This window comes from Streptomyces sp. NPDC059718 (genome assembly GCF_042733315.1).
Taxonomy (GTDB): Bacteria; Actinomycetota; Actinomycetes; order Streptomycetales; family Streptomycetaceae; genus Actinacidiphila.
Map to the genome: position 1 here is coordinate 21,634 of NZ_JBHWGA010000034.1, position 23,939 is coordinate 45,572.

General features: G+C 72.0%; 20 protein-coding genes and 2 riboswitches. Of the genes, 17 read left to right on the plus strand and 3 right to left on the minus strand.

Annotated features, from left to right (window positions below):
• Positions 1-83 precede the first annotated feature (83 nt).
• Complete coding sequence (gene gcvT / locus ACFV3E_RS31645; protein ID WP_500537773.1) at positions 84-1,196, minus strand: glycine cleavage system aminomethyltransferase GcvT; 1,113 nt, start codon at positions 1,194-1,196, stop codon at positions 84-86.
• A gap of 51 nt (positions 1,197-1,247) precedes the next feature.
• A riboswitch (glycine riboswitch) is annotated at positions 1,248-1,374 on the minus strand.
• Position 1,375: 1 nt separating this feature from the next.
• Positions 1,376-1,477: riboswitch (glycine riboswitch) on the minus strand.
• Positions 1,478-1,649: 172 nt separating this feature from the next.
• Between gcvT and ACFV3E_RS31650 the strand changes: the two genes are divergently transcribed.
• Complete coding sequence (locus tag ACFV3E_RS31650) at positions 1,650-2,327, plus strand: P-loop nucleotide/nucleoside kinase family protein (protein ID WP_500537774.1); 678 nt, start codon at positions 1,650-1,652, stop codon at positions 2,325-2,327.
• A gap of 34 nt (positions 2,328-2,361) precedes the next feature.
• Here ACFV3E_RS31650 and ACFV3E_RS31655 read toward each other — a convergent pair whose 3' ends face one another.
• Positions 2,362-3,099, minus strand: a complete 738-nt coding sequence (locus ACFV3E_RS31655) for a hypothetical protein (RefSeq protein WP_500537775.1) — start codon at positions 3,097-3,099, stop codon at positions 2,362-2,364.
• Between the two features lie 183 nt (positions 3,100-3,282).
• Between ACFV3E_RS31655 and ACFV3E_RS31660 the strand changes: the two genes are divergently transcribed.
• Positions 3,283-4,065 (plus strand): enhanced serine sensitivity protein SseB, encoded by a 783-nt coding sequence (locus ACFV3E_RS31660; protein ID WP_500330428.1) that lies wholly within the window; start codon positions 3,283-3,285, stop codon positions 4,063-4,065.
• Positions 4,066-4,142: 77 nt separating this feature from the next.
• Positions 4,143-4,928 (plus strand): enhanced serine sensitivity protein SseB C-terminal domain-containing protein, encoded by a 786-nt coding sequence (locus ACFV3E_RS31665; protein ID WP_500366142.1) that lies wholly within the window; start codon positions 4,143-4,145, stop codon positions 4,926-4,928.
• A 291-nt stretch (positions 4,929-5,219) separates the two neighbouring features.
• Here the strand turns inward: ACFV3E_RS31665 and ACFV3E_RS31670 are convergent, their stop codons facing one another.
• Positions 5,220-6,731 (minus strand): DUF885 family protein, encoded by a 1,512-nt coding sequence (locus ACFV3E_RS31670; RefSeq protein WP_500537776.1) that lies wholly within the window; start codon positions 6,729-6,731, stop codon positions 5,220-5,222.
• Positions 6,732-7,054: 323 nt separating this feature from the next.
• Here ACFV3E_RS31670 and ACFV3E_RS31675 point away from each other — a divergent pair, with 323 nt between their 5' ends.
• From ACFV3E_RS31675 to gatC, 14 genes are all read left to right on the plus strand, one after another.
• A complete protein-coding gene (locus ACFV3E_RS31675) occupies positions 7,055-8,047 on the plus strand; it encodes an ABC transporter permease (protein ID WP_500366138.1) in 993 nt (330 codons plus the stop codon).
• Positions 8,048-8,151: 104 nt separating this feature from the next.
• Positions 8,152-9,927: an ABC transporter substrate-binding protein gene (locus ACFV3E_RS31680; protein ID WP_500537777.1), complete on the plus strand. Its 1,776-nt coding sequence runs from the start codon at positions 8,152-8,154 to the stop codon at positions 9,925-9,927.
• Between the two features lie 105 nt (positions 9,928-10,032).
• Positions 10,033-11,031: an ABC transporter permease gene (locus ACFV3E_RS31685; RefSeq protein WP_500537778.1), complete on the plus strand. Its 999-nt coding sequence runs from the start codon at positions 10,033-10,035 to the stop codon at positions 11,029-11,031.
• Positions 11,028-12,143, plus strand: a complete 1,116-nt coding sequence (locus ACFV3E_RS31690) for an ABC transporter ATP-binding protein (RefSeq protein ID WP_500537779.1) — start codon at positions 11,028-11,030, stop codon at positions 12,141-12,143. The genes ACFV3E_RS31685 and ACFV3E_RS31690 overlap by 4 nt, the downstream gene beginning before the upstream one ends.
• A gap of 11 nt (positions 12,144-12,154) precedes the next feature.
• Complete coding sequence (locus ACFV3E_RS31695) at positions 12,155-13,210, plus strand: ABC transporter ATP-binding protein (RefSeq protein ID WP_500366131.1); 1,056 nt, start codon at positions 12,155-12,157, stop codon at positions 13,208-13,210.
• A gap of 25 nt (positions 13,211-13,235) precedes the next feature.
• On the plus strand, positions 13,236-13,901 hold the full coding sequence (locus ACFV3E_RS31700; protein WP_500366129.1) for a trimeric intracellular cation channel family protein: 666 nt from the start codon (positions 13,236-13,238) through the stop codon (positions 13,899-13,901).
• 82 nt (positions 13,902-13,983) lie between these two features.
• Entirely contained in the window at positions 13,984-15,153 is a 1,170-nt protein-coding gene (locus ACFV3E_RS31705) for a cysteine desulfurase family protein (protein WP_500537780.1), read from the plus strand.
• A 150-nt stretch (positions 15,154-15,303) separates the two neighbouring features.
• Positions 15,304-16,467, plus strand: a complete 1,164-nt coding sequence (gene mnmA / locus ACFV3E_RS31710) for a tRNA 2-thiouridine(34) synthase MnmA (RefSeq protein ID WP_500537781.1) — start codon at positions 15,304-15,306, stop codon at positions 16,465-16,467.
• Positions 16,468-16,555: 88 nt separating this feature from the next.
• Positions 16,556-17,095 carry an LOG family protein gene (locus ACFV3E_RS31715; protein WP_500537782.1) on the plus strand — a complete coding sequence of 180 codons (540 nt, stop codon included), beginning with the start codon at positions 16,556-16,558 and terminating at the stop codon, positions 17,093-17,095.
• 27 nt (positions 17,096-17,122) lie between these two features.
• Positions 17,123-17,812 carry an SDR family oxidoreductase gene (locus tag ACFV3E_RS31720; RefSeq protein WP_500537783.1) on the plus strand — a complete coding sequence of 230 codons (690 nt, stop codon included), beginning with the start codon at positions 17,123-17,125 and terminating at the stop codon, positions 17,810-17,812.
• Positions 17,813-17,904: 92 nt separating this feature from the next.
• Positions 17,905-18,870, plus strand: a complete 966-nt coding sequence (locus ACFV3E_RS31725; RefSeq protein ID WP_500537813.1) for a methionine synthase — start codon at positions 17,905-17,907, stop codon at positions 18,868-18,870.
• 7 nt (positions 18,871-18,877) lie between these two features.
• Positions 18,878-21,106 (plus strand): NAD-dependent DNA ligase LigA, encoded by a 2,229-nt coding sequence (gene ligA, locus ACFV3E_RS31730; RefSeq protein WP_500537784.1) that lies wholly within the window; start codon positions 18,878-18,880, stop codon positions 21,104-21,106.
• A gap of 215 nt (positions 21,107-21,321) precedes the next feature.
• On the plus strand, positions 21,322-23,430 hold the full coding sequence (locus ACFV3E_RS31735; protein ID WP_499514143.1) for a putative bifunctional diguanylate cyclase/phosphodiesterase: 2,109 nt from the start codon (positions 21,322-21,324) through the stop codon (positions 23,428-23,430).
• A gap of 211 nt (positions 23,431-23,641) precedes the next feature.
• Complete coding sequence (gene gatC, locus ACFV3E_RS31740) at positions 23,642-23,938, plus strand: Asp-tRNA(Asn)/Glu-tRNA(Gln) amidotransferase subunit GatC (protein WP_500537785.1); 297 nt, start codon at positions 23,642-23,644, stop codon at positions 23,936-23,938.
• Position 23,939: the final 1 nt, after the last annotated feature.

The following is a 23,939-nucleotide window of genomic DNA, read 5'->3' on the forward strand; positions in this document are numbered from 1 at the left end:
CGTGAATTCTCCTGGATGACGGTATGTGCTGGTGAACGGCTGTCTTGACAGGTGGGACGGCTGTGCCGGATGTGACCGGTGCCTCAGCGCTGCCGCTTGTAGAACGGCAGGGCGACCACCTCGTACGGCTCATGCGTACCGCGGATGTCCACGCCCACGCCGGCGGCGCCCGGGGCGGCGTGCGCGGCGTCCACGTAGGCCATGGCGATCGGCTTGCCCAGGGTCGGGGACGGGGCGCCGGAGGTGACCTCGCCGACCACCTCGCCGCCCGCCACCACCGGGTAGCCCGCGCGGGGGACCCGGCGGCCCTGCGCGACCAGACCGACCAGCTTGCGCGGCGGCGCGGCCTCGGCCTTCGCGGCGGCCGCGGTCAGGGCCTGCCGGCCCACGAAGTCACCCGGCTTGTCGAACTTCACGACCCGGCCGAGCCCGGCGTCGAAGGGGGTGAGCGCGGTGGTCAGCTCGTGCCCGTACAGCGGCATGCCCGCCTCCAGGCGCAGCGTGTCGCGGCAGGACAGGCCGCACGGCACCAGGCCGGCGTCCGCGCCCGCCTCGGTCAGCGCCTGCCACAGCTTCTCCGCGTCGGCCGGGGCGACGAACAGCTCGAAACCGTCCTCGCCGGTGTAGCCCGTGCGGGCGATCAGCGCGGAGACGCCGGCGACGGTGCCGGGCAGGCCCGCGTAGTACTTCAGCCCGTCCAGGTCTGCGTCGGTGACCGACTTCAGGATGCCGGGGGACTCCGGACCCTGGACGGCGATCAGCGCGTACGCGTCCCGGTCGTCGCGGACGGCGGCGTCGAAGCCCGCCGCGCGCTCGGTCACCGCGTCCAGGACGACCTGGGCGTTGGAGGCGTTGGCGACGACCATGTACTCCTGGTCGCCGAGGCGGTAGACGATCAGGTCGTCGAGGATGCCGCCGTCCGGCGCACAGATCATCGTGTAGCGGGCACGGCCCACGGCCAGCGCCGAGATGTGGCCGACCAGCGCGTGGTCCAGGGCCTCGCCCGCGGCCGGACCGGTGACCGTGATCTCGCCCATGTGCGACAGGTCGAAGAGACCGGCCCGGGTCCGCACGGCGGTGTGCTCGTCGCGCTCGCTGGCGTACCGCAGCGGCATGTCCCAGCCCGCGAAGTCGGTCATGGTGGCGCCGAGGGCGCGGTGCAGCGCGTCCAGTGCGGTACGGCGGGGTTCACTCATCGGGCGGGCTCCCAAGGCAAGGAAACGACGGATAGGGCCATGACGGGCAGGCCCTCCCCATCTGTCATCGGAACCTGAGAGGTTCACCTGGACCCTCCGAGCGGAGGAGTCCCGGTTTGCACCTTGGGTGGGACGGCGCCCCGTCGGCCGGGGCGGACTCGTCCGCTTTTCAGATGTGCCTCGGACGCGCGGTATCTGTGCCTGAGAGATTCAAGGGAGGACTTGCTCCTTCGGCGCCCCACCCCGCCGTAGCGGTGCGGAAACTCTCCCGCGCGGCCTCGAACGGCCGGTATGAGATTGAGGCCGCCATCATTGCACGGGCTCCTGCCGTTGTCGCGATCGCGTCCCGGATGTCCCGGTCCGGTTCCGATCCGGTAGTAACCCCGCCGTTTCTCTGGGTAGGAAAAGACACAGGATTTACCATTTCTTGAACGTCGGACCCGGAGGCGAGCTGTGCGGTGGCAGAGTGCGTATGCGACGGCCGGAGGCCCGGCCGTGTCCCGGCCGGTACCGGCGCGGGCCGGGGAAGCGCGCCGCGGGGGCCGGGCCGTGCGGCCGCGCCGGCTCCTCGACCTGCGGCGGGGGCGCCGGCCCGTGCGCACCCTGCGCTACCCGGCGGGCGACGTGTTGATCGTCTCCGGCCTCCCGGGCGGCGGGAAGAGCACCCTCATGCGGCGCGCGACGGGCGGTGCCCGCCTGATCGACTCGCAGGACGTACGGGAACGCTGGCAGGCCCGGGTGCCGCGGCTGCTGCCGTACGCCCTCTACCGCCCCCTGGTGCGAATGGCGCACTACGCGGGGCTGTGGCGGGCGCTGCGCTCGGGCGACAGCGTCGTCCTGCACGACTGCGGCACCCTGCGCTGGGTGCGCGCGTGGGTCGCCCGTCAGGCCCGGCGCCGCGGGCGGGGCATGCACCTGGTGCTGCTGGACGTCCCCTTGCGGACCGCGCTGGACGGCCAGCGTGAACGCGGCCGGGGGGTGTCGACGTACGCCATGGTCCGGCACCGCAATGCCTCCCGCCGCCTGCTGGCGGAGGCGGAGGCCGGCCGGCTGCCCGCGGTGTGCGCCTCGGTGGTCCTGCTGGACCGCGAAGCGGCCCGGAAGCTCGAGGCCATCGACTTCGACGGCTGAGCGGCCGGGCCGCGACGCGTGAGGGACGGTACCGCTACGGAGCCTGCGGTTCCGCCACGCCCTGCGGCGCGAACTGCGCGTCGGGCGACAGCTGCTCCCCTTGGTCGTTCAGGGGGATCGGCAGCGTAATCGGCAGCGGCAGTGCGCCCGTGAGCAGCTTCGGCGCCGCCAGCAGCAGGGCCTGCAGGTCGGCGACGACGGTGGCGACACCGGCCGTCACACCCGCGAGGTCCTTGGCCAGCACCTTGGCCAGCAGGTCCGTGACGTCCTGGACCAGCTTGGTGAGCGCGTTCTTGACGTCGGTGACGGCGTCCGCGGCGCCCTGGTCGCCCGGCCCGCCGATCTGGTCGACGGCGCTCAGGTCACCCGGCTGGCCGGGATCGACCGGCTCCATGCCCGGTTGTGGCGCGCCCGGATCGAACGCCGACGGGTCGGTGACACCGGGAGATACCGCACCAGCCTGGTCGAGGACCGAGGCCAGCTGCTGGCTCGCCTCTTCCAGACCCCTGCGGAGTTCCTCCAGTTTCGCCGAGTCAGGGGCTTCGACCTGGGCTTCCTGCGTGAGCTTGGCGCCGATGGACAGCGTGTCACCCAGCTTGGCGATGAGTTCGGCGTCGCCCGTCCCCGCCGCGCGGGCGGCGAGGTGCTCGACCTCGACGGCCGTGCTCCGGGTGGGGGCGTGGGCACTCGCGACACCGCCGGTGAGGCCCATCGTCAGCGAGGCGCAGACAGCCGCCGCTATGAGGGTGGAGTTGATCCTGGTGATGCGCATGTCGAGATATCTCCCGGTTGAGGGTTTTCTCCTTGCTCGTCCTACCTTCGGAGCCGTCGTGACGCTTCGCAACCGGACGATCGCATCGTGTGACGACCGCGGGATGCGGGGGTCGCGCGCGCCCGCCGCCGGATAGGGTTTCCACGGAGCGCACCACCACAGGAAATTGCGAGGCGAGACGCAGTGAACATCCCGGGGCAGCGGATACCGGACGGCTTCGCCCCGGCGGGCCACGGTGGCGGCGGCTGGCCCGCCAACGAACTCGAGGAAGTGCTCTCCGCGGCACTCGGCGACCCGGGTGCCACGGCCCGCGTCCTGGAGGTGCTCGGGCGCTCGCAGTTGTGGATCCCGCTGCCGAACGGCGGCGGCCCCGACAGCACCGACCTCGACCTGCCGACCCTCGAACTCGAAGGCGGCGTCTACGTCCCGGTCTTCAGCTCCGAACAGCAGTTCCTCGCCGCCGGTTCCGGCATGAGCTTCGCCGTCGCCCCCGCCCGCGAGTTCGCCCGCGGGCTGCCCCCGCAGCTCGGGATCGCCGTGAACCCCGGTGGCGCGGTGGGCATCCCGCTGCCGCCCGCCGCCGTGATGGAGCTGTGCCGCACCGACCGCGAGCCCGGCACCCCGACCGGGGCCCGGGTCCGGCTGTGGGAACCCTCGCCGGACGAGGAGCCGGTCGACTTCCTGGCCGCCGCCGCGGGCGAGTTCGCCGTGCTCCCCGTCGTGCTCTCCGCCCGCCGCGCGCTGGCCAGCGTCGAGGGCGATCCCGCCACGCTCTTCGTCGGCGTCGAGCTCGACCGCTGGCAGGAGGAGGACCGGGCCGCCGCCATGGCCGCCCTCGGGCGCGCGCTCGGCGCCGTACCGCTGCCCTGGCAGGTCAACCTGGTGCTGCTGGACGTCGCACAGGACCCCATCGGCGACTGGATGCTGGAGCGCGTGCGACCCTTCTATGTCGGCACGGGCGCATAACCTGGGTCCGACACGACACCCGAGGCATTCGGCGAAGCAGACGACGCGGACGAGGCAGACGCGGAAGGGCGGGACACGTGAGCGCCGGCGTGGGAGGGGGCGGGGGGCTGGAGCATGCGCTCCGGCAGGTGACGCCCGGTAGGTACGACGCCTACGAGGAAGTGCTGCGGACCCTCGCCGACAGCCAGGTGTGGATGCTGCTCTGGCAGGGCACCCCCGGCGGGTCGGACGCGCAGTACGGCAACATGGAGGTCGCCGGCCACGGCTACGCGCCCTGCGTGACCTCACCGCAGGAGTTCTCCGCCTGCGGCTGGAACCGGGCCCACGAGGTGGTCTCCGGTCGTGAGATCGCGGCCTCGCTCTTCCCCGACCGCTGGGGCCTGTGGCTCAACCCGCACGCCCCCGGCGGCGGCGTCGGCATCCCCTGGCTCGACCTGCGGCGCGTCTGCCTCGGGCTCGACCGCTCCCCGGCCGGACCGCTGCGGATCGGCGAGCCCGCGCTCCAGATCCCCCAGTACTACGCCCTGTTGTCCCAGCAGGCCCATCGCACCCAGGCCGTCCGCTCGCTGCGGCGCGCATGGGTCCAGCCCGCGCTGGGGGAGCCGTACCTCGCGATCGGCGTCGACCTCTACGACGCCGGGCCCCAGGCCGCCGAAACGGTGCGCCTGATGATGCAGTCCGCCCTCGGGGCGGTGCCGCAGGGGCTGCCGGTCGCCACGGTCGCGCTCACGGACGAGTACGACCCGGTGGGCATGTGGATGCGGGCCTCCGCGCAGCCCTTCTACTCCCGCGACGCCCACGGCGCACCGGGTGCGCCGGGTGTCCCCGGCACGACCTACGGCTGGGCCCCCCAGCCCTACTGAGGCCTCCGGCGGTTTCCGGGGGTCGTTGTGCCTGTTCGCCGGCGGCTTGCGCGCCGTCGCGCCTGCGGCGGGCTTTCCCCCCGCCCACGCGTGCGGCGCCCTGGACGGGTGCGGGTGGCCCCTGGGGGTGGTGGCGGTGCGTCGGCGGCTTGTCGCCCGCCCCCGCGTTCAGGCAACGGTGCCGGCGACGGGCGGGCGGGCGGGAGCCGGGCCGCCGCAGGCGCAACGCACCCGCACCCGCACCCGCCCACACACCACACCGACGACGCCGGGCCCGCGGGGGGCCGCCCCTCACAGGACCGAGTCGATGAGCCCCAGCGGCGGGCTCCCCAGCTCCAGCAGCGCCCCGTGGAACCGCTGCAGCGAGAACTCGGGCCCCCAGGCGCGCCGGGCCCGCTCGCGCAGCCGCATGATCTCCAACTTGCCCCAGGTGTAACGGCCGTACGCCGCGTCGAAGGTGCCGCGCCGTGCCTCGGAGGCCGCGCCGGCCCGGGCGAGGTGGGCGTCCCGCATGAAGCGCTGCGTGGCCTCCTCCAGCGTCATCGCCCCCGTGTGCAGCCCGATCGCGCACGCGAGCCGGGTGACGCGCACGAGCGCCTCCAGGGCGACGCCGATCGCGAAGCGGGGGTCGCGGGCCCGGAAGCCCTCCTCGAGGCAGACCTCCTCGACGTAGTGCGCCCAGCCCTCGCAGAAGGACAGCGAGTGCAGGACCCGCCGCACCTGCGTGGGTGCGTGCCGCAATGCCCTGCCGTGGGCGAAATGGCCGGGCGCCACCTCGTGGACGGTGATCGCCGGCAGGCTCGTACGGCTGAAGACCGAGAGCCACTCCTCGCGTTCCTCCTCCGGCCAGTCCGGCTCCGGCGGGGTGACGTGGTACCAGGAGGCGGAATCGGCCTCCTCCGGGGCGGCCCAGGTCATCATCGCCATGGACCAGCGGCGCGACGGCGGTGCCGGCCCGACGAGGCAGTCGCCGTCGAGCCAGGGCACGAGCCCCCGCTGCCGGGTGAACTCGATGACCTCGTCCGTGAGCCGGGCGGCCTCGGGGATGACCCCGTCCGCGTCCGGATGGTCGGCGAGCAGCCGGGGGATGAGCTCGTCCACGGTGGCCTTGGGGTCCAGCCGTCCGCAGGACTCCGTGAGGAGCCCGGTGAGCCGGTCCCGCTCGCGCTCGGCCTCGTCGGCGAGCGCCGAGAGGTCGACCCGCAGGCCTTCCTGACTGCCCATCAGGAGCGCCAGCGCCTCCCCGCCGAGCCGCGGGTCGGGGTCGCCGGTCTCCGCGGCACGGGCGATGTGGTCGACCAGCCGGGCGTGCGCGGCGAGCGCGGGACCGGCCTCCGGCTCCCGGTCCGGGTCGAGGCCGGCGGCCAGGCCGCGGACCGCCCCGAGGAGTGCCCCGGCGACCGGCGCGCTCACCCGGTCGAGCGACGCGATGGCCGCGTCGACGGCGTCCGGCCACTGCTGGAGGTGGCGGCCGCGGGCCTCGGCCAGCTCCTGGCGGGGCGCGTACTCGCGGTCGTACGCGGTGAGTTCGAGGTTGGACAAATGCGGATATGGGTCACGCCGGTGCAGTTCCAGCTCGCCGTACTGGACCTTGAGGGTGTCCTCGAAGACCGCCAGGTGCCGCTCGTCGTGGGGGTCGGGAAGGGCCGGTTCGCGGAGCCGGGCGTGGGTGAGCGAGGACAGTCCGCGGCGGACGCCGTCGGGTGACAGGTCCTGCACCTGGCCGTCGTACTCGTGGAGTCCCGCCATCTCCCTGACCACGGGGACCATCAGGTCGCACACCGAGCGAAGCCGATCATTCATGGCGTCGAAGGTAGCGACTCCCATCGCATCGCGGCGATCTGTCAACGCGCGTAACACTGCGGTAATAACGGACGAAGGCTCACCACATCACGGTTGCGCATCGCTTCCCTGTGGGGTCTGGCGCGTGATCCACGCCCCATGAAGACTCGCGCACCAAGGCGGCTCACACGTCGCCTTAACGATTCATCACAAGCCAAACACACAGCCCAGCGCCACCGCACCACCATCAAGAGCTGCGCCCGACATGGTCGGTCCGCTCCGTCGACCCGGGCGGACGGCCAGGCGAAGCCGGCCACCGCCGGCAGGGGGATGCACGAGGAGACATGACAGCACCGCTGCACGACACCGCCGAGACGGCCGTCGCCGACGTCGCCGCCGACATACCCGCGAAGGCCATCGAGGGGCGTTCGCCCGGGCGTATCGCATGGATGCGCCTCAAGCGCGACAAAGTGGCGCTGGCAGGCGGCGTGATCGTCGTCTTCCTCATCCTGGTCGCGATCTTCGCCCCCCTCATCGTCAGCGCCCTCGGTCATCCGCCGAACGACTTCCACGAGAACAAGATCGACCCGCTCTTCGGCACCCCCACCGGCAAGTGGGGCGGCATCAGCGGGGATTACCTCTTCGGTGTGGAGCCGGTCAACGGCCGCGACGTCTTCAGCCGCATCGTCTACGGGACGCGGATCTCCCTGCTGGTGGCCTTCCTGTCGGCGATCGTCGCGGTGGTCCTCGGCACCTTCTTCGGCATCATGGCCGGTTACTTCGGCGGCTGGGTCGACGCCGCCATCGGCCGCGTGATGGACGTCCTCCTGGCCTTCCCCCAGCTGCTCTTCATCATGTCCCTGGTCTCGGTCATGCCGAACTCGCTGCTGGGCTTCAGCGGCACCGGCGTTCGCATGGGCGTCCTGGTCGTCGTCATCGGGTTCTTCGGCTGGCCGTACGTCGGGCGCATCGTCCGCGGCCAGACCCTGAGCCTGAGGGAACGCGAGTACGTCGACGCGGCCCGCAGCCTCGGCGCCGGCCGCGGCTACATCCTCTTCCGGGAACTGCTGCCCAACCTCGTCGCCCCGATCACCGTCTACGCGACGCTGATGATCCCGACGAACATCCTCACCGAGGCCGCCCTGAGCTTCCTCGGGGTCGGCGTGAAGCCGCCCACCTCGTCGTGGGGACAGATGCTGTTCAAGGCGCTGTCCTTCTACGAGACGGACCCGATCTTCATGCTGATCCCGGGCCTGGCGATCTTCATCACCGTGCTCGCCTTCAACCTCTTCGGTGACGGCGTACGGGATGCGCTGGACCCGAAGGGCTCCCGCTAGCCCTCGCACACCGCCCCTGCCATTCCCGTCAGGTGGCTTCTCACCGAGAAGGACCGCAGGTCCGCCGAAAGTCGCGGACCGCGAATCACGGAGGTTACGAAAAAGTGACATCCCCACGCTCATCGAGGCGCAGGCTGGCCGCAGGGACGGCCGTCGTGGTCGCCGCACTGCTGTCCACCGCCGCTTGCGGCGGAGGCGGCGGTGGCGGCAAGTCCGACGGCAACGCCAAGGCCCCCGGATTCAACGCCGCCGTCAACAAGGTGGCGAACGCGTCCGACAAGAAGGGCGGCACGCTCAAGTTCATCGGGACGCAGGACGCCGACTCCTGGGACCCGCAGCGTGGCTACTACGGCTTCATGTGGGACTTCGCCCGGTACTACACCCGCCAGCTGGTCTCCTTCACCCCGGAGCCGGGTCTCGGCAGCACCACGCTGAAGCCGGACCTCGCCAGCGGCCTCGCGAAGGTCAGCGACGGCGGCAAGACCTACACGTACACCCTGAAGGACGGCTTGAAGTGGGAGGACGGCTCCCCGCTGACCTCCAAGGACATCAAGTACGGCATCGAGCGCATCTGGGCGCAGGACGTCATCTCCGGCGGCCCGATCTACCTGCAGCAGGTGCTCGACCCCAAGGGTGAGTACAAGGGCCCGTACAAGGACACCTCGCCCGACAAGCTCGGTCTGAAGGCCGTCGAGACGCCGGACGACAAGACCATCACCTTCCACCTGGCGACGCCGAACAGCGACTTCGAGCAGATGCTCGCGATGCCGTCCGGCTCCCCGGTCCCCGCGGCCAAGGACACCGGCGCGAAGTACGGCCTCAAGCCGTTCTCCAGCGGCCCGTACAAGTTCGAGTCGTACACGCCGAACAAGTCGATGGTCCTGGTCCGGAACACCAACTGGAGCGCGTCCACCGACGACCTCCGCAAGGCGCTGCCGGACAAGATCACGGTCACCCTGACCACCAACGCCGACGACATGGACAAGCGCCTGATCAACGGCGACTACGACCTGGACCTCAACGCCACCGGCGTCGGCCAGGCCGCGCGCGCCGAGGTGCTCGGCAAGAACAAGGGCAACGCCGACAACCCGGACACCGGCTTCATCCGTTACGCGGTCTTCCCGACCACGGTCAAGCCGATGGACAACATCCACTGCCGCAAGGCGGTCATCCTCGCCGCCGACCACAAGTCGCTGCAGACCGCCCGTGGCGGCCCGCAGGCCGGCGGCGCCATCGCCCCGAACATGCTCCCGCTGGGCATCAAGGGCGCCGACGGCAACTACGACCCGTACAACGTCCTGAAGGACACCTCGGGCAACGTCGAAGAGGCCAAGAAGGAGCTCAAGGCCTGCGGCCAGCCCAACGGCTTCAAGACCACGATCGCGGTCCGCAACAACAAGCCGATCGAGATCGCCACGGCCGAGTCGCTGCAGGAGTCGCTGAAGAAGGTCGGCATCACCACCGAGCTCGACGAGTTCGACGGTGCGCAGACCTCCGGCATCATCGGTGCCCCGAAGACGGTCAAGTCCAAGAACTACGGCATCATCATCATGGGCTGGGGCGCCGACTTCCCGTCGGGCCAGGGCTTCCTCCAGCCGCTGGTCGACAGCCGGTTCATCCTGGAGAGCGGCAACAACAACTTCGCCGAGATCAAGGACAAGTCGATCGACGGCCTGTTCGACCAGGCGCTGCAGCAGACCGACGCGAACGCCGCGGCCGAGCTGTACAAGCAGATCAACCAGAAGGTCTCCGAGGGCGCGTACTACCTGCCCTTCACCTTCGAGAAGAACATCATCTGGCGCAGCTCCCGCCTGACCAACGTCTACACGGCCGACGCGTACAACGGCCGCTACGACTACGCCTCGCTGGGCGTGCAGTAACAACCCTCGAATCGATCGAGTGCCACACCCGCTAGGCACGAAGGGCAGGTGATGGCCGCGTGCGGCGGCCCGGGGAACCCCCGGGCCGCCGCCGGGCCGAGCACAGTGCTTGCATACATCATCCGGCGACTGTTCGCTGTCGTCGTCATGTTGCTGGTCATCACGTTGGTGACCTTCGGGATCTTCTTCCTGATCCCCAAATGGGTCGGAGTCGACCCCGCCACCTACTTCATCGGGAAGCAGGCGGATCCGGCCTCCCTCGAGGGCATTCGGAAGAAGATGGGCCTCGACGATCCCATCCTCGTGCAGTTCGGCAAGTTCCTGTGGGGGCTGTTCGCCGGGCGTGACTACGCCAACGGCGCGGACGTCACGCACTGCCCCGCCCCTTGCTTCGGCTACTCCTTCCGCAACGAGCAGGCGATCTGGCCGGTCCTGACGGACCGTCTCCCGGTGACCCTGCAGCTGGCCGCCGGCGCCTGCGTCATCTGGGTGATCGTCGGCGTCGGCACCGGTGTCGTCTCCGCCCTCAAGCGCGGCTCCGTACTGGACCGCTCCCTGATGACGGTGGCGCTCGCCGGCGTCTCGCTCCCCATCTACTTCACCGGCATGATCGCCCTCGCGGTGGTCGTCTACGGGCTCGGATGGATCGACGGCCAATACGTGCCGTTCGGTGATTCACCATCCGGCTGGTTCGGCGGCATGCTCCTGCCCTGGGTCTCGCTCGCCTTCCTCTACGCCGCCATGTACGCCCGGATGACCCGGGCCACCATGCTCGAGATCATGGGCGAGGACTACATCCGCACCGCGCGTGCCAAGGGCCTGCGCGAGCCGGTCGTCATCGGCAAGCACGCCATGCGCTCGACGATGACCCCGGTGCTCACCATCCTCGGCATGGACCTCGGCGCCCTCGTCGGCGGCGCGATCCTCACCGAGACGACGTTCAGCCTGCCGGGCATCGGCCAGGCGGCGGTGAAGGCGATCTCGGACAAGGACTTCCCGCTGATCCTCGGCGTCACGCTGATCGCGGCCGTCGCCGTGGTGGTGGCCAACCTCCTCGTAGACCTGCTGTACGCCGTCGTCGACCCGCGCGTGAGGCTGTCATGACCGACCTCCCCATCCAGAAGTCCGGCACCGGGGCGGATGCCGCGCCGAACGAGCCGGTGGCCGGGAAGGCGGGGCAGCCCACGGCGTTCCTGGAGGTCCGCGACCTCAAGGTGCACTTCCCGACCGACGACGGTCTGGTGAAGTCCGTCGACGGCCTCTCCTTCCAGCTGGAGAAGGGCAAGACCCTCGGCATCGTCGGCGAGTCCGGCTCCGGCAAGTCGGTGACGTCCCTGGCGATCATGGGTCTGCACCGGGCCGGCCAGTACGGCCGCAGCAGGGCGCAGATGTCCGGCGAGATCTGGCTCGACGGCAAGGAGCTGCTCTCGGCCGACCCGGACGAGGTCCGGCGGTTGCGCGGCAAGGACGCCGCGATGATCTTCCAGGACCCGCTGTCCGCGATGCACCCCTACTTCACCGTCGGCGCGCAGATCGTCGAGGCGTACCGGGTGCACCACGACGTGTCCAAGGCCGTGGCCCGCAAGCGCGCGATCGAGATGCTCGACCGCGTCGGCATCCCGCAGCCCGACAAGCGGGTCGACGACTACCCGCACCAGTTCTCCGGCGGCATGCGGCAGCGCGCGATGATCGCCATGGCGCTGTCCAACAACCCCGACCTGCTCATCGCGGACGAGCCGACCACCGCGCTCGACGTGACCGTGCAGGCGCAGATCCTGGACCTCATCCGGGACCTGCAGAAGGAGTTCGGCTCCGCGGTCATCATCATCACCCACGACCTCGGCGTCGTCGCCGAGCTCGCGGACGACATCCTGGTGATGTACGGCGGACGCTGCGTGGAGCGCGGACCGGCCGACAAGGTCTTCTACGAGCCGCAACACCCCTACACCTGGGGCCTGCTGGGCTCGATGCCCCGCCTGGACCGTGAGCGCACCGAACGGCTCAACCCGGTCAAGGGCTCGCCGCCGAGCCTCATCAACATTCCGTCCGGCTGCGCCTTCCACCCGCGCTGCCCGTACGCGGAGCTCACCGGCGGCGCCAGCACCACCGTCGTTCCGGAACTGCGCGAGGTCGGCAGCCGGCACCACGCCGCGTGCCACCTGGGCGCGGCGGACCGGGAGCGCATCTGGACCGAAGAGATTGCGCCGAAGCTGTGAAAGGCCAGGAGATGACGATCCCCCAGCAGTCGACCGCCGACGGGTCGGATGCGCTGCTCAAGGTGAGCGGCCTGGTCAAGCACTTCCCGATCACCAAGGGTCTGCTGCGGCGCCAGGTCGGCGCGGTCAAGGCCGTCGACGGCATCGACTTCCACGTCAATCCCGGGGAGACCCTCGGCGTGGTCGGCGAGTCCGGCTGCGGCAAGTCCACCATGGGCCGGCTGATCACCCGGCTGCTCGAACCGACCGGCGGGAAGATCGAGTTCGAGGGCCGGGACATCACGCACCTGGGCACCTCGGGCATGCGCCCGCTCCGCCGCGACGTGCAGATGATCTTCCAGGACCCGTACTCCTCCCTCAACCCGCGGCACACCGTCGGCACCATCGTCGGCGCGCCGTTCCGGCTGCAGAAGGTGCAGACGGAGAACGGGGTGAAGAAGGAGGTGCAGAACCTCCTGGAGCTGGTCGGACTCAACCCCGAGCACTACAACCGCTACCCGCACGAGTTCTCCGGCGGCCAGCGGCAGCGCATCGGCATCGCCCGCGCGCTGGCGCTCAAGCCCAAGCTCGTGGTCGCGGACGAGCCGGTGTCGGCGCTCGACGTGTCCATCCAGGCCCAGGTGGTCAACCTCCTGGACGACCTGCAGAGCGAGCTCGGCCTGACCTACGTGATCATCGCGCACGACCTGTCGGTCATCCGGCACGTGTCGGACCGCATCGCGGTCATGTACCTCGGCAAGATCGTCGAGGTCGCCGACCGCGAGGACCTGTACACCAAGCCGATGCACCCGTACACCAACGCGCTGCTCTCCGCGGTGCCGGTGCCGGACCCGAAGCGGCGCGCCAAGCGCGAGCGGATCCTGCTGACCGGCGACGTCCCGTCGCCGATCGCCCCGCCGCCCGGCTGCCGCTTCCACACCCGCTGCTGGAAGGCGACCGAGGTCTGCAAGACCACGGAGCCCCCGCTGGCCCTCCTGGCCACCGGGCACCAGGTGGCCTGCCACCACCCGGAGAACACCGGCGACTCCGGCAGCGGCACGGCCGGGAAGACGGCCGAGAAGGCCTAGCCACCCACCCGGCACAATGAGGCCGGTGCAAACCGAACTGTTCAGCCACTCCGTCCAGCACGTGCTCGACCTCGTCGGAATCTTCGTCTTCGCGATCTCCGGCGCGCTGCTCGCCGTACGCAAGAACTACGACGTCTTCGGCATGGCGGTCCTCGCCGAGGTCACCGCGCTGGGCGGAGGGCTGATCAGGGACCTGATCATCGGGGCGGTCCCGCCGGCCGCCTTCACCGACCTCGGCTACTTCCTGACCCCGCTGATCGCCACCACGGTGGTGTTCTTCCTGCACCCCCAGGTCGAGCGGATCAACACCACCATCAACATCTTCGACGCCGCCGGCCTCGGCCTCTTCTGCGTCGCCGGCACCACCAAGGCCTACGACTACGGCCTCAACCTCACCGCCTCCGCCACCCTCGGGCTCGCCACCGCCGTCGGCGGCGGCGTCCTGCGCGACCTGCTCGGCAACGAGGTCCCCTCCCTGCTGCGCTGGGACCGCGACCTGTACGCGGTGCCGGCCATCGTGGGGGCCACCGTCGTGGTGGTGCTCATCAAATTCCAGGCCCTGACCCCCGGCACCGGGGTGCTCGCCGTCATCAGCGCCTTCGTCCTCAGGCTGCTGGCCATGCGCTTCCACTGGCGCGCCCCCCGCGCCTGGCACCGGCGCACCACCGCGGCGGAGGAGCTCCACCTGTAGCGGGGCACCACCCGGCGCGGTGGGCCCCGGGGCGGGCCTCGGTCCGGGAGGGGGCCGCGGCGCCCGTAGAATCACGCTCATCATGGCCTACCTCGACCACGCCGCCACGACCCCGATGCTGCCGGAGGCCGTCGAGGCGATGACCGCGCACCTCGCCGTCACGGGCAACGCATCCTCCCTCCACGCGGCCGGCCGCCGGGCCAGGCGCACGGTGGAGGAGTCCCGGGAGTCCCTGGCCGCCGCGCTCGGCGCCCGCCCCAGCGAGATCGTCTTCACCGCGGGCGGCACCGAGGCCGACAACCTGGCGGTCAAGGGTCTGTACTGGGCCCGCCGCGACGCCGACCCCCGGCGCACCCGGGTCCTCGCCAGCCCCGTCGAGCACCACGCCGTCCTCGACGCCGTCGACTGGCTCGCCACGCACGAGGGCGCCCGGGTCGAATGGCTCCCGGTCGACGCCTACGGGCGCGTCCACCCCGAGGCCCTGCGCGAGGCCATCGCCCGCGACCCGGGCGATGTGGCCCTCGCCACGGTGATGTGGGCCAACAACGAGGTCGGCACGATCTTCCCGGTCACGGAACTCAGCGCGGTGGCCCGGGAGTTCGAGGTGCCGCTGCACTCCGACGCCGTCCAGGCCCTCGGGCAGGTCGAGGTCGACTTCGCGGCGTCCGGGCTCGACGCGATGACCGTCACCGGACACAAGGTCGGCGGCCCGTACGGCGTCGGGGCCCTGGTGCTCCGGCGCGAGATCGGCCCGGTCCCCGTCCTCCACGGCGGCGGCCAGGAGCGCGGCGTACGCTCCGGCACGCTCGACGTCCCCGCGGTCGCCGCGTTCGCCGTCGCCGGGACGCTCGCCGCGCAGCGGCGCGAGGACTTCGCCCGCGAGATCGGCGCCCTGCGCGACGACCTGGTCGCCAAGGTCCGCGAGGCCGTCCCCGAGGCCATCCTCAACGGCGACCCCGGCCCCGGCGGCCGTCTCCCCGCCAGCGCCCACTTCTCCTTCCCCGGGTGCGAGGGGGACTCCCTGCTGATGCTGCTCGACGCCCAGGGCATCGAGTGCTCCACCGGGTCGGCGTGCACCGCCGGCGTCCCCCAGCCCAGCCACGTCCTCCTCGCCATGGGCGCCGACCCCGACCTCGCGCGGGGCTCCCTGCGCTTCTCCCTCGGGCACACCTCGACGGCGGAGGACGTCGCGGTCCTCGGCGAGGCGATCGCCCCCGCCGTGGCCCGCGCCCGCAGCGCGGGGCTGATGTAGCGCCTGCGGCGGTGGGGGGCAGCCCGCCGCCGGCGCAACGCCCGCACCCGCCCGGCACCGCACCCACCACCACCCGCCCCGCCCACGCACCGCGTTCCCGACGACCGGCCCCGCAGGACGCCCCGGGGGCGCCGTACCCTAGGAGGCGCTATGACTGACTTCCCCGGTGCACCCACAGGCCCTGGCGACGGCCGTCGCCTCCGCGTGCTCGCCGCGATGAGCGGTGGCGTCGACTCGGCCGTGGCGGCCGCCCGCGCCGCCGAAGCGGGGCACGACGTCACGGGCGTGCACCTCGCCCTCTCCGCGAACCCGCAGTCGTTCCGCACCGGAGCCCGCGGCTGCTGCACGATCGAGGACAGCCACGACGCCCGCCGCGCCGCGGACGTCATCGGCATCCCCTTCTACATCTGGGACCTCGCCGACCGCTTCCGCGCGGATGTCGTCGACGACTTCGTCGCCGAGTACGCCGCGGGCCGTACGCCCAACCCCTGCCTGCGCTGCAACGAGAAGATCAAGTTCGCCGCGCTGCTCGACAAGGCGATCGCCCTCGGCTTCGACGCCGTGTGCACCGGCCACTACGCCACCGTCGTGGCCAACCCCGACGGCTCCCGCGAGCTGCACCGCGCCTCCGACGCGGCCAAGGACCAGTCGTACGTCCTCGGTGTCCTCGACGAGCGGCAGCTGGCGCACGCCATGTTCCCGCTCGGCGACACCCTCACCACCAAGGACGAGATCCGGGCGGAGGCGGCCCGCCGCGGCCTGTCCGTGGCGAAGAAGCCGGACAGCCACGACATCTGCTTCATCGCCGACGGCGACACCCAGGGCTTCCTCGCGCGGCGCCTCGGCACCGCCGACGGCGACATCCTCGACGAGGACGGCAACCGCCTGGGCACCCACTCCGGCGCCTACGGCTACACCGTGGGCCAGCGCAAGGGGCTGCGCCTGGGCGTGCCGGCCGCCGACGGCAAGCCGCGCTACGTGCTCGACATCTCGCCGGTGGACAACACGGTGACCGTCGGCCCGGCCGAGGCCCTGGACGTCACGGCCCTGACCGCCATCCGCCCGCGCTGGTGCGGCACCGCGCCCGACGGTGCCGGGCAGCGCGCGTACACCGCGCAGCTGCGCGCCCACGGCGACGACGTGCCCGTCACCGCCGAGCTGGCCGGCGGCGAACTGCGCGTCCGCTTCACCGGCGGAGCCGTCCGCGGCGTCGCGCCGGGCCAGGCGGTCGTGCTCTACGACGGCACGCGCGTCGTCGGCTCGGCGACGATCGCCACGACGGAGCGCAGCCGGCCGGCAGCCGCGAGCGCCTGAGCGGCCCCGGCACCGGGCGCGGGGTACGGAACGAGCCGGGCGGCCCCCTGCCCGGCGCCGCCCGGCGCCATGCGCGAGACTGGCCCGCATGAACATCTGCGTCTTCCTCTCCGCCGCCGACCTCGAGCCCCGCTACACCGAACCCGCCCGCGAGTTCGCCGAGTTGATCGGCAAGGGCGGGCACACCCTGGTGTGGGGCGGCTCGGACGTGGGCCTGATGAAGGTGATGGCGGACGGGGTGCAGGAGCACGGCGGGCGCCTGGTCGGGGTCTCGGTGGACTTCCTCGCGGCCAAGGCCCGCAAGGGCGCCGACGAGATGGTGATCGCGGCCGACCTCGCCGAGCGCAAGGCGGAGCTGCTGGCCCGCGCGGACGCCGTGGTGGTCATGGTGGGCGGCACCGGCACGCTGGACGAGGCGACCGAGATCCTGGAGCTGAAGAAGCACGGGCTGCACACCAAGCCGGTCGTCCTGCTCAACACGGCGGGCTTCTACGACGGGCTCAAGGAGCAGTTCCAGCGCATGGACGAGGAGGGCTTCCTGCCGCTGCCCCTCACCGACCTGGTGTTCTTCGCCGAGGACGGCGTCTCGGCGCTCGCCTATCTGGAGGAGAACGCGGGCATCGTGTGAGCCGCGGGGGATGACAGCATGGAGCCCATGTCGATTCACCTGATCACCGGCGCCGGCTCCGGCATCGGCGCCGTCGTGGCGCAGCGCCTCCTCGACCGCGGCGACGAACTGTGGCTGCTGGCCCGCAACGCCGGACGCGCCAAGGAGCTGGCCGACCGCTTCCCGGGCGCGCGCACCCTCGTCGGTGACCTCGCGGAGCCGGAGCGGCTGTCCTGGGCGCTGGGCCACCAGTCGCCGCCGGACCGGCTGGACTCCCTGCTGCACATCGCGGGCGTCGTGGACCTGGGGCAGGTCGGCGAGCTGACCCCGAAGACCTGGAACCGGACGCTCGCCGCCAACCTCGTGGGCCCGGCCGAGCTGACCCGCCTCGTCCTGCCCCAACTGCGGCTCTCCCGCGGGCACGTGGTCTTCGTCAACTCCGGCGCCGGGCTCAACGCGCACGCGGAGTGGGGCGCCTACGCGGCCAGCAAGCACGGCCTCAAGGCGCTCGCCGACTCCCTGCGCCACGAGGAGCACGCGAACGGGGTGCGGGTCACCTCCGTCTACCCGGGCCGCACCGCCACGCCGATGCAGGCCAAGGTGCACCAGCAGGAGGGCAAGACGTACGACCCCTCGCGCTGGATCGCCCCCGAGTCGGTGGCGACGGCGATCCTGACGGCGGTCGACCTGCCGCGGGACGCCGAGATCAACGACCTGACGATCCGGCCGGGAGCCTGACCGGCGCGCCGACGTAGGCTGCACCGGTGAGCACGGAAGCAACCGAAGCGAAGTTCCGGCTGCCCGAAGGGGCGGCCACCGGTGTGGGTTCGATGCCGGGAGGTGACGCGCGCGAGGCGGCGCGGACGGCGACCGGCGCGCTGGAGGCGCTGCCGTTCCTGCCGGAGCTGCCCGCGCGCGGCCCGGGCGCGGACATGATCGGCCGCACGCTCGGGATGCTCGTCGAGCTGTACGCGCGCGTGGAGCCCAGCGGATGGCGGTTCGGCGACCGGCCGGGCCGGGACACCCGCCGGGCCGGGGCGTGGCTGGGGGAGGACCTGGACGCCCTGGAGGAGTTCACCCAGGGCTACGAGGGCCCCCTGAAGCTCCAGGCGGTCGGGCCGTGGACGCTCGCGGCCTCCGTCGAGCTGAAGAACGGCGAGGCGGCGCTCTCCGACCCGGGCGCCTGCCGTGACCTGGCCGCCTCGCTCGGGGAGGGACTGCGACTGCACCTGGAGGACGTGCGCCGGCGTGTGCCCGGCGCGAGGCCCGTGCTGCAGCTGGACGAGCCCTCGCTCACCGCCGTGCTCCAGGGCCGGGTCAGGAGCGCCAGCGGCTACCGCACGCACCGCGCGGTGGACCGCGGTGTCGTCGAGGGTGCGCTGCGGGACGTCATGGCGGCCGTGGGCGGTGTGGACGGCGTGCCGGTGATCGCGCACTCCTGCGCGCCGGAGGTGCCCTTCGCGCTGCTGCGGCGGGCCGGGGTGGCGGGGGTGTCGTTCGATTTCTCGCTGCTCACGGAGAGTGACTGGGACGCCTTCGGTGAGGCGGCCGAGGCGGGAACCGCGCTCTTCACCGGTGTCGTCCCGGGGACCGACGCCCCATTGTCGGACCCTGCGGGTAGCGTCAGTGGTGTTCGGGCGCTGTGGCGCAGGCTGGGGCTGTCCCCGGGAGATCTGGGCACCTCCGTGGCGGTGACCCCGTCCTGTGGTCTGGCGGGGGCCTCGCCGGCCTATGCCCGTGCCGCCCTGGTGCACTGCGCGAAGGCGGCACGCTCGCTCGTCGACAACCCTGAGTGAGGATGGGATGAGGAAGGACGTGGACGTGGAGGACTCCGTGATCCCCGAGGGCGCCAGGAACGAGGACGTGCCGGCGAAGGCGCGCGAGCTGCACGCCTCCCTGGCCGAGCAGGTCGAGGAGCACCGCTTCCGCTACTACGTCAAGGACCAGCCGGTCGTCAGCGACGCCGACTTCGACAAGCTGCTGCGGCGGCTGGAGGCGCTGGAGGACGAGCACCCCTCGCTGCGCACGCCGGACTCGCCGACCCAGAAGGTCGCCGGCGCGTACGCGACGGAGTTCACCTCCGTCGAGCACCGCGAGCGCATGCTCTCCCTCGACAACGCCTTCACCGAGGAGGAGCTGGACGCCTGGGCCGAACGCCTCGCCGCGGAGCTGGGCCCCCCGGCGGGCGAGGGCGGCACCTACCACTTCCTGTGCGAGCTGAAGGTCGACGGACTCGCCGTCAACCTCACGTACGAGAACGGCCGTCTGGTGCGCGGCGCCACGCGCGGTGACGGCCGCACCGGCGAGGACATCACGCCCAACGTCCGCACGATCGCCGAGATCCCGGACCGGCTGTCGGGGGAGCGCGTCCCCGCGCTGGTCGAGATCCGCGGCGAGGTCTTCTTCCCGATGGAGAAGTTCGAGGAGCTCAACGCCCGTCTGGTCGAGGCCGGCGACAAGCCCTTCGCCAACCCGCGCAACGCCGCCGCCGGCTCCCTGCGGCAGAAGGACCCCCGGGTCACCGCGAGCCGCCCGCTGCACATGGTGGTGCACGGCATCGGCGCCCGTGAGGGCTTCACCATCGACTGCCAGTCGCACGCCTACGAGCTGCTGCACGAGTGGGGCCTGCCCACCACCAGGTACGCCCGCGTGGTCGGCACGCTCGCCGAGGTCAAGGAGGCCATCGCCTACTACGGCGAGCACCGCCACGACGTCGAGCACGAGATCGACGGCATCGTCGTCAAGGTCGACGAGATCCCGCTGCAGGGCCGGCTCGGCTCCACCGCCCGCGCGCCGCGCTGGGCCATCGCGTGGAAGTACGCGCCGGAGGAGGTCAACACCAAGCTGGTCGACATCCGGGTCGGCGTCGGCCGCACGGGCCGGGTGACCCCGTACGCGGTGGTCGAGCCGGTCACGGTCGCCGGCTCGGAGGTCGAGTTCGCCACCCTGCACAACCAGGACGTGGTCAAGGCCAAGGGCGTGCTGATCGGCGACACCGTCGTGCTGCGCAAGGCCGGTGACGTCATCCCCGAGATCCTCGGCCCGGTCGTCGACCTGCGGGACGGCGACGAGCGCGAGTTCGTGATGCCCGCCCAGTGCCCCGAGTGCGGCACCCCGCTGCGCCCCATGAAGGAGGGCGACATCGACCTGCGCTGCCCCAACGCGCGGGGCTGCCCGGCGCAGATCCGGGAACGGCTGTTCTACCTGGGCGGCCGCAAGTGCCTGGACATCGAGAACTTCGGCTACGTCGCCGCGGCCGCACTCACCCGGCCGCTGGAGCCCGCCGAGCCGCCGCTGCGCGACGAGGGCGACCTGTTCGGCCTCACCGCCGAGGATCTGCTGCCCATCCGCGCCCACGTCCTCGACCAGAACAGCGGCCTGCCCAAGCGCGACCCGGAGACCGGTGAGGAGAAGGTCGTCTCGGTCTTCGCCAACCAGCAGGGCGAGCTGAAGAAGAACGCGGTGGCCATGCTGGAGAACATCCAGCAGGCCAAGGAGCGGCCGCTGGCCCGGATCATCGCGGGCCTGTCGATCCGTCACGTCGGCCCGGTCGCCGCCGAGGCCCTGGCCCGCGAGTTCCGCGACCTGGACGCCGTCTTCGCCGCCGACGAGGAGCGCCTGGCAGGTGTCGACGGCGTCGGCGGGATCATCGCGGCCTCCCTCAAGCAGTGGTACGAGGAGGAGTGGCACCGCGAGATCCTCCGCAAGTGGAAGGCCGCAGGGGTCCGGTTCACCGAGGAGGGCTCCGACGAGGGGCCGCGCCCGCTGGAGGGCCTCACCGTCGTCGTCACCGGCACCCTCGCCACCCACACCCGGGACGGCGCGAAGGAGGCGCTCGTGAGCCGCGGGGCCAAGGTCACCGGATCGGTCTCCAAGAAGACCGACTTCGTGGTCGTCGGCGACAGCCCGGGCTCCAAGTACGACAAGGCGGTGCAGCTGAAGGTGCCGATCCTGGACGAGGACGGCTTCGCCGTCCTGCTCGGACAGGGCGCCGACGCGGCCCGGGAGGCCGCCGTGAACCCGGAGGGCTGACAGCCCATCATCACCCTTTCGGCCCATAGTGGAACGATCCGGGAGGGTGGGATCCATTCGGGCAACAGCAGCCGATCGGTGCCCGTGACAGCCTTTATCGGCCTACTGTTGAGAGGCGCGCCTTCCGGGCATGGGCCCTCCAGCAGCCCGGTGGTCAATCCCGCGGGCACGGGCGTGTGGTGGAACGGCACACGCGGCTGCGAGAGGGTACGGGCATGGAACCGACGGACAGCGCCGGACCGGCGCAGCGGCTGCTCGGGCCGGCCGCGCCGGTGCTGCCCGCGGCGGCACTCAGGTACTCGGTCGTGGGCGCTGCGGCGGCGGCCCTGGTCGTGGGCGTCGTCCGGATACTCGTGGACGGCAACGCCTTCTTCCCCGGCGGGGACGTCGGCTGGGCGTTCGCCGTGCTCACCGGCATCATCGTCGGCCACCTGGTCGCCATGGGCCGGGACCGCTGGTGGGGCGGCACCGGCTCCGGCGCCGCCCTGACCCTCGCCATGCTGCTGCTCTACGGCTGGGTGCCCGCGGTGCTGGTCAGCCTGGCCGTCGTCGTCCTGGTCGGCGCGGCCCGCCGGCACCGCTGGCGGGAGGCGCTGCTGCACGGCGCCGTGGACATCCTCGGCATCGGCGCGGCCTCGCTCGCGCTGTCCGCCTTCGGGACCCACCCGTCCGTCGAACAGCCCTGGCAACCCGCCACTTGGGGGATGGCCGCCGTTCCCTCGGTGCTCGCCGCCGCACTCGGCTACCTGGCTGCGACCCGCACGCTCCTGTGGTACGCGATCGTGCCGCGCGCCGGAGCCCTGCCCACCGTGGCCCGCACCGCCCTGATACGCCAGGGCTTCGTCGGCGTCGCACTGCTCGGCATCTCACCGCTGATCATCATCGTCGCGGCCGATCTGCCCCTGCTGCTGCCGCTGTTCGCCGTGCCCCTGATCGCGCTCGACTCCACCCTCTGGATCGCCCACGCCCGCGCCGAGGAACAACTGCGCGACCCCCTCACCGGACTGCCCAACCGCCAGTGGCTGCTGGAGCGCACCTGGACCGCGCTCGACGACGCCGCCCGCAGCGGCGAGCGCGCCGCCCTGGTCCTGATCGACCTGGACAAGTTCCGCTCCGTCAACGACACCCTGGGCCACATGGCCGGCGACCGGCTCCTGGTGCAGATCGCGGACCGTCTGCGGCTGGCCCTGCCGCGCGGCGCCGAGGTCGCCCGGCTCGGCGGCGACGAGTTCGCCGTCCTGCTCCCCACCTGCGACGCGCCGACCCGCGCCCAGCGCATCGCCAGGGCCCTGGTCGCCGCGCTGAGCTCGCCGTTAAGTCTCGACGGCCTGACCCTGGTGCTCGAGGCCAGCGCCGGGGTTGCCGTCTACCCCGATCACGCCGGTGACGCCGAGGGCCTGCTGCGCCGCGCCGACGTCGCGATGTACCAGGCGAAACGTGACCGCAGCGGGGTCGAGGTCTACGAGTCCTCCCGCGACGGCAACACGCCCGACCGGCTGGGCCTCCTCGGCGACCTGCGCCGGGCACTGGACCGCGGTGAGGTCGAGCTGCACTACCAGCCGAAGGTCCGCTTCGACGGACAGGTGGCCGGCCTGGAGGCGCTGGTCCGCTGGGTGCACCCCGAGCGCGGCCGGGTGAGCCCCGAGGAGTTCATCGCGATCGCCGAGACCTCCGGGCTCATGCCGCAGCTCACCGAATACGTCCTGGAGACCGCCCTCGGGCAGGTCGCCCGGTGGCGGGCGATGGGCCTCGACGTCCCCGTCGCGGTCAACGTCTCGCCGCGGGACGTCCACTCGCCCGGTTTCGCCGGGGCCGTCGCCGCGCGCCTGGCCCGGCACGGGGTCCCGCCGGGGGCACTGCAGTTGGAGATCACCGAGCACGTGCTGCTGGAGGACCCGCAGCGCGCCGCCGACACCATGGCCGGGCTGACCGGGCACGGGGTGAAGATGTCGCTGGACGACTTCGGCACCGGGTACTCCTCGCTGGTCCACCTGCGGCGGCTGCCGGTGAGCGAGCTGAAGATCGACCGCTCGTTCGTCGCGCGGCTGTCCGTCGACGCCGAGGACGCGGAGATCGTGCGCTGCACGGTCGACCTCGCCCACTCCCTCGGCCTCCTCGTCGTGGCGGAGGGCGTCGAGGACGACGAGACGTGGGAGCGCCTGCGGGACCTCGGCTGCGACGCGATCCAGGGCTGGCTGGTCGCCGCCGCGATGCCCCCGGAGGAGACCACGGCCTGGCTGCGGCTGCGCGGCCGTTCCGGATGGCGCCGCCCGGCGGAGCTGGAGGCCGCGAAGGAGCGGGCCGCCGTCCCCGACGCGCAGTAACGTTTGCGGGCCCTCGACCAGCGGGCCCGCACCCGCCGCGCGGCGTCGCGGGCGCCCCGTGGACCCCATCCGCCCCGGCGGCACCATGGGCCCGGCCGGCCCCTCCCGGCGCACCCCGGCCGGGCGAAGCGCAAACCGTTTCGCCCCCGGGGCGCCCGCGCCCATAGGATTGGGCGCGAAAAGACCGAACTCACCCCCAGAGGATCGCTGCATGCCAGGCATCACGCGCGAGGAGGTCGCCCACCTCGGCCGGCTGTCGCGTCTGGAGCTGAAGGACGAAGAGCTCGACCACTTCGCCGGACAGCTCGACGCCATCATCGGCGCGGTCGCCCGCGTCTCCGAGGTAGCCGGCGAGGACGTACCGCCGACCTCCCACCCGCTGCCGCTGACGAACGTCATGCGCCGTGACGAGGTCAGGCCCAGCCTGACCCCGGCGGAGGCGCTGTCCGGCGCGCCCGCCCAGGAGCAGCAGCGCTTCAAGGTGCCGCAGATCCTGGGGGAGGACTGAT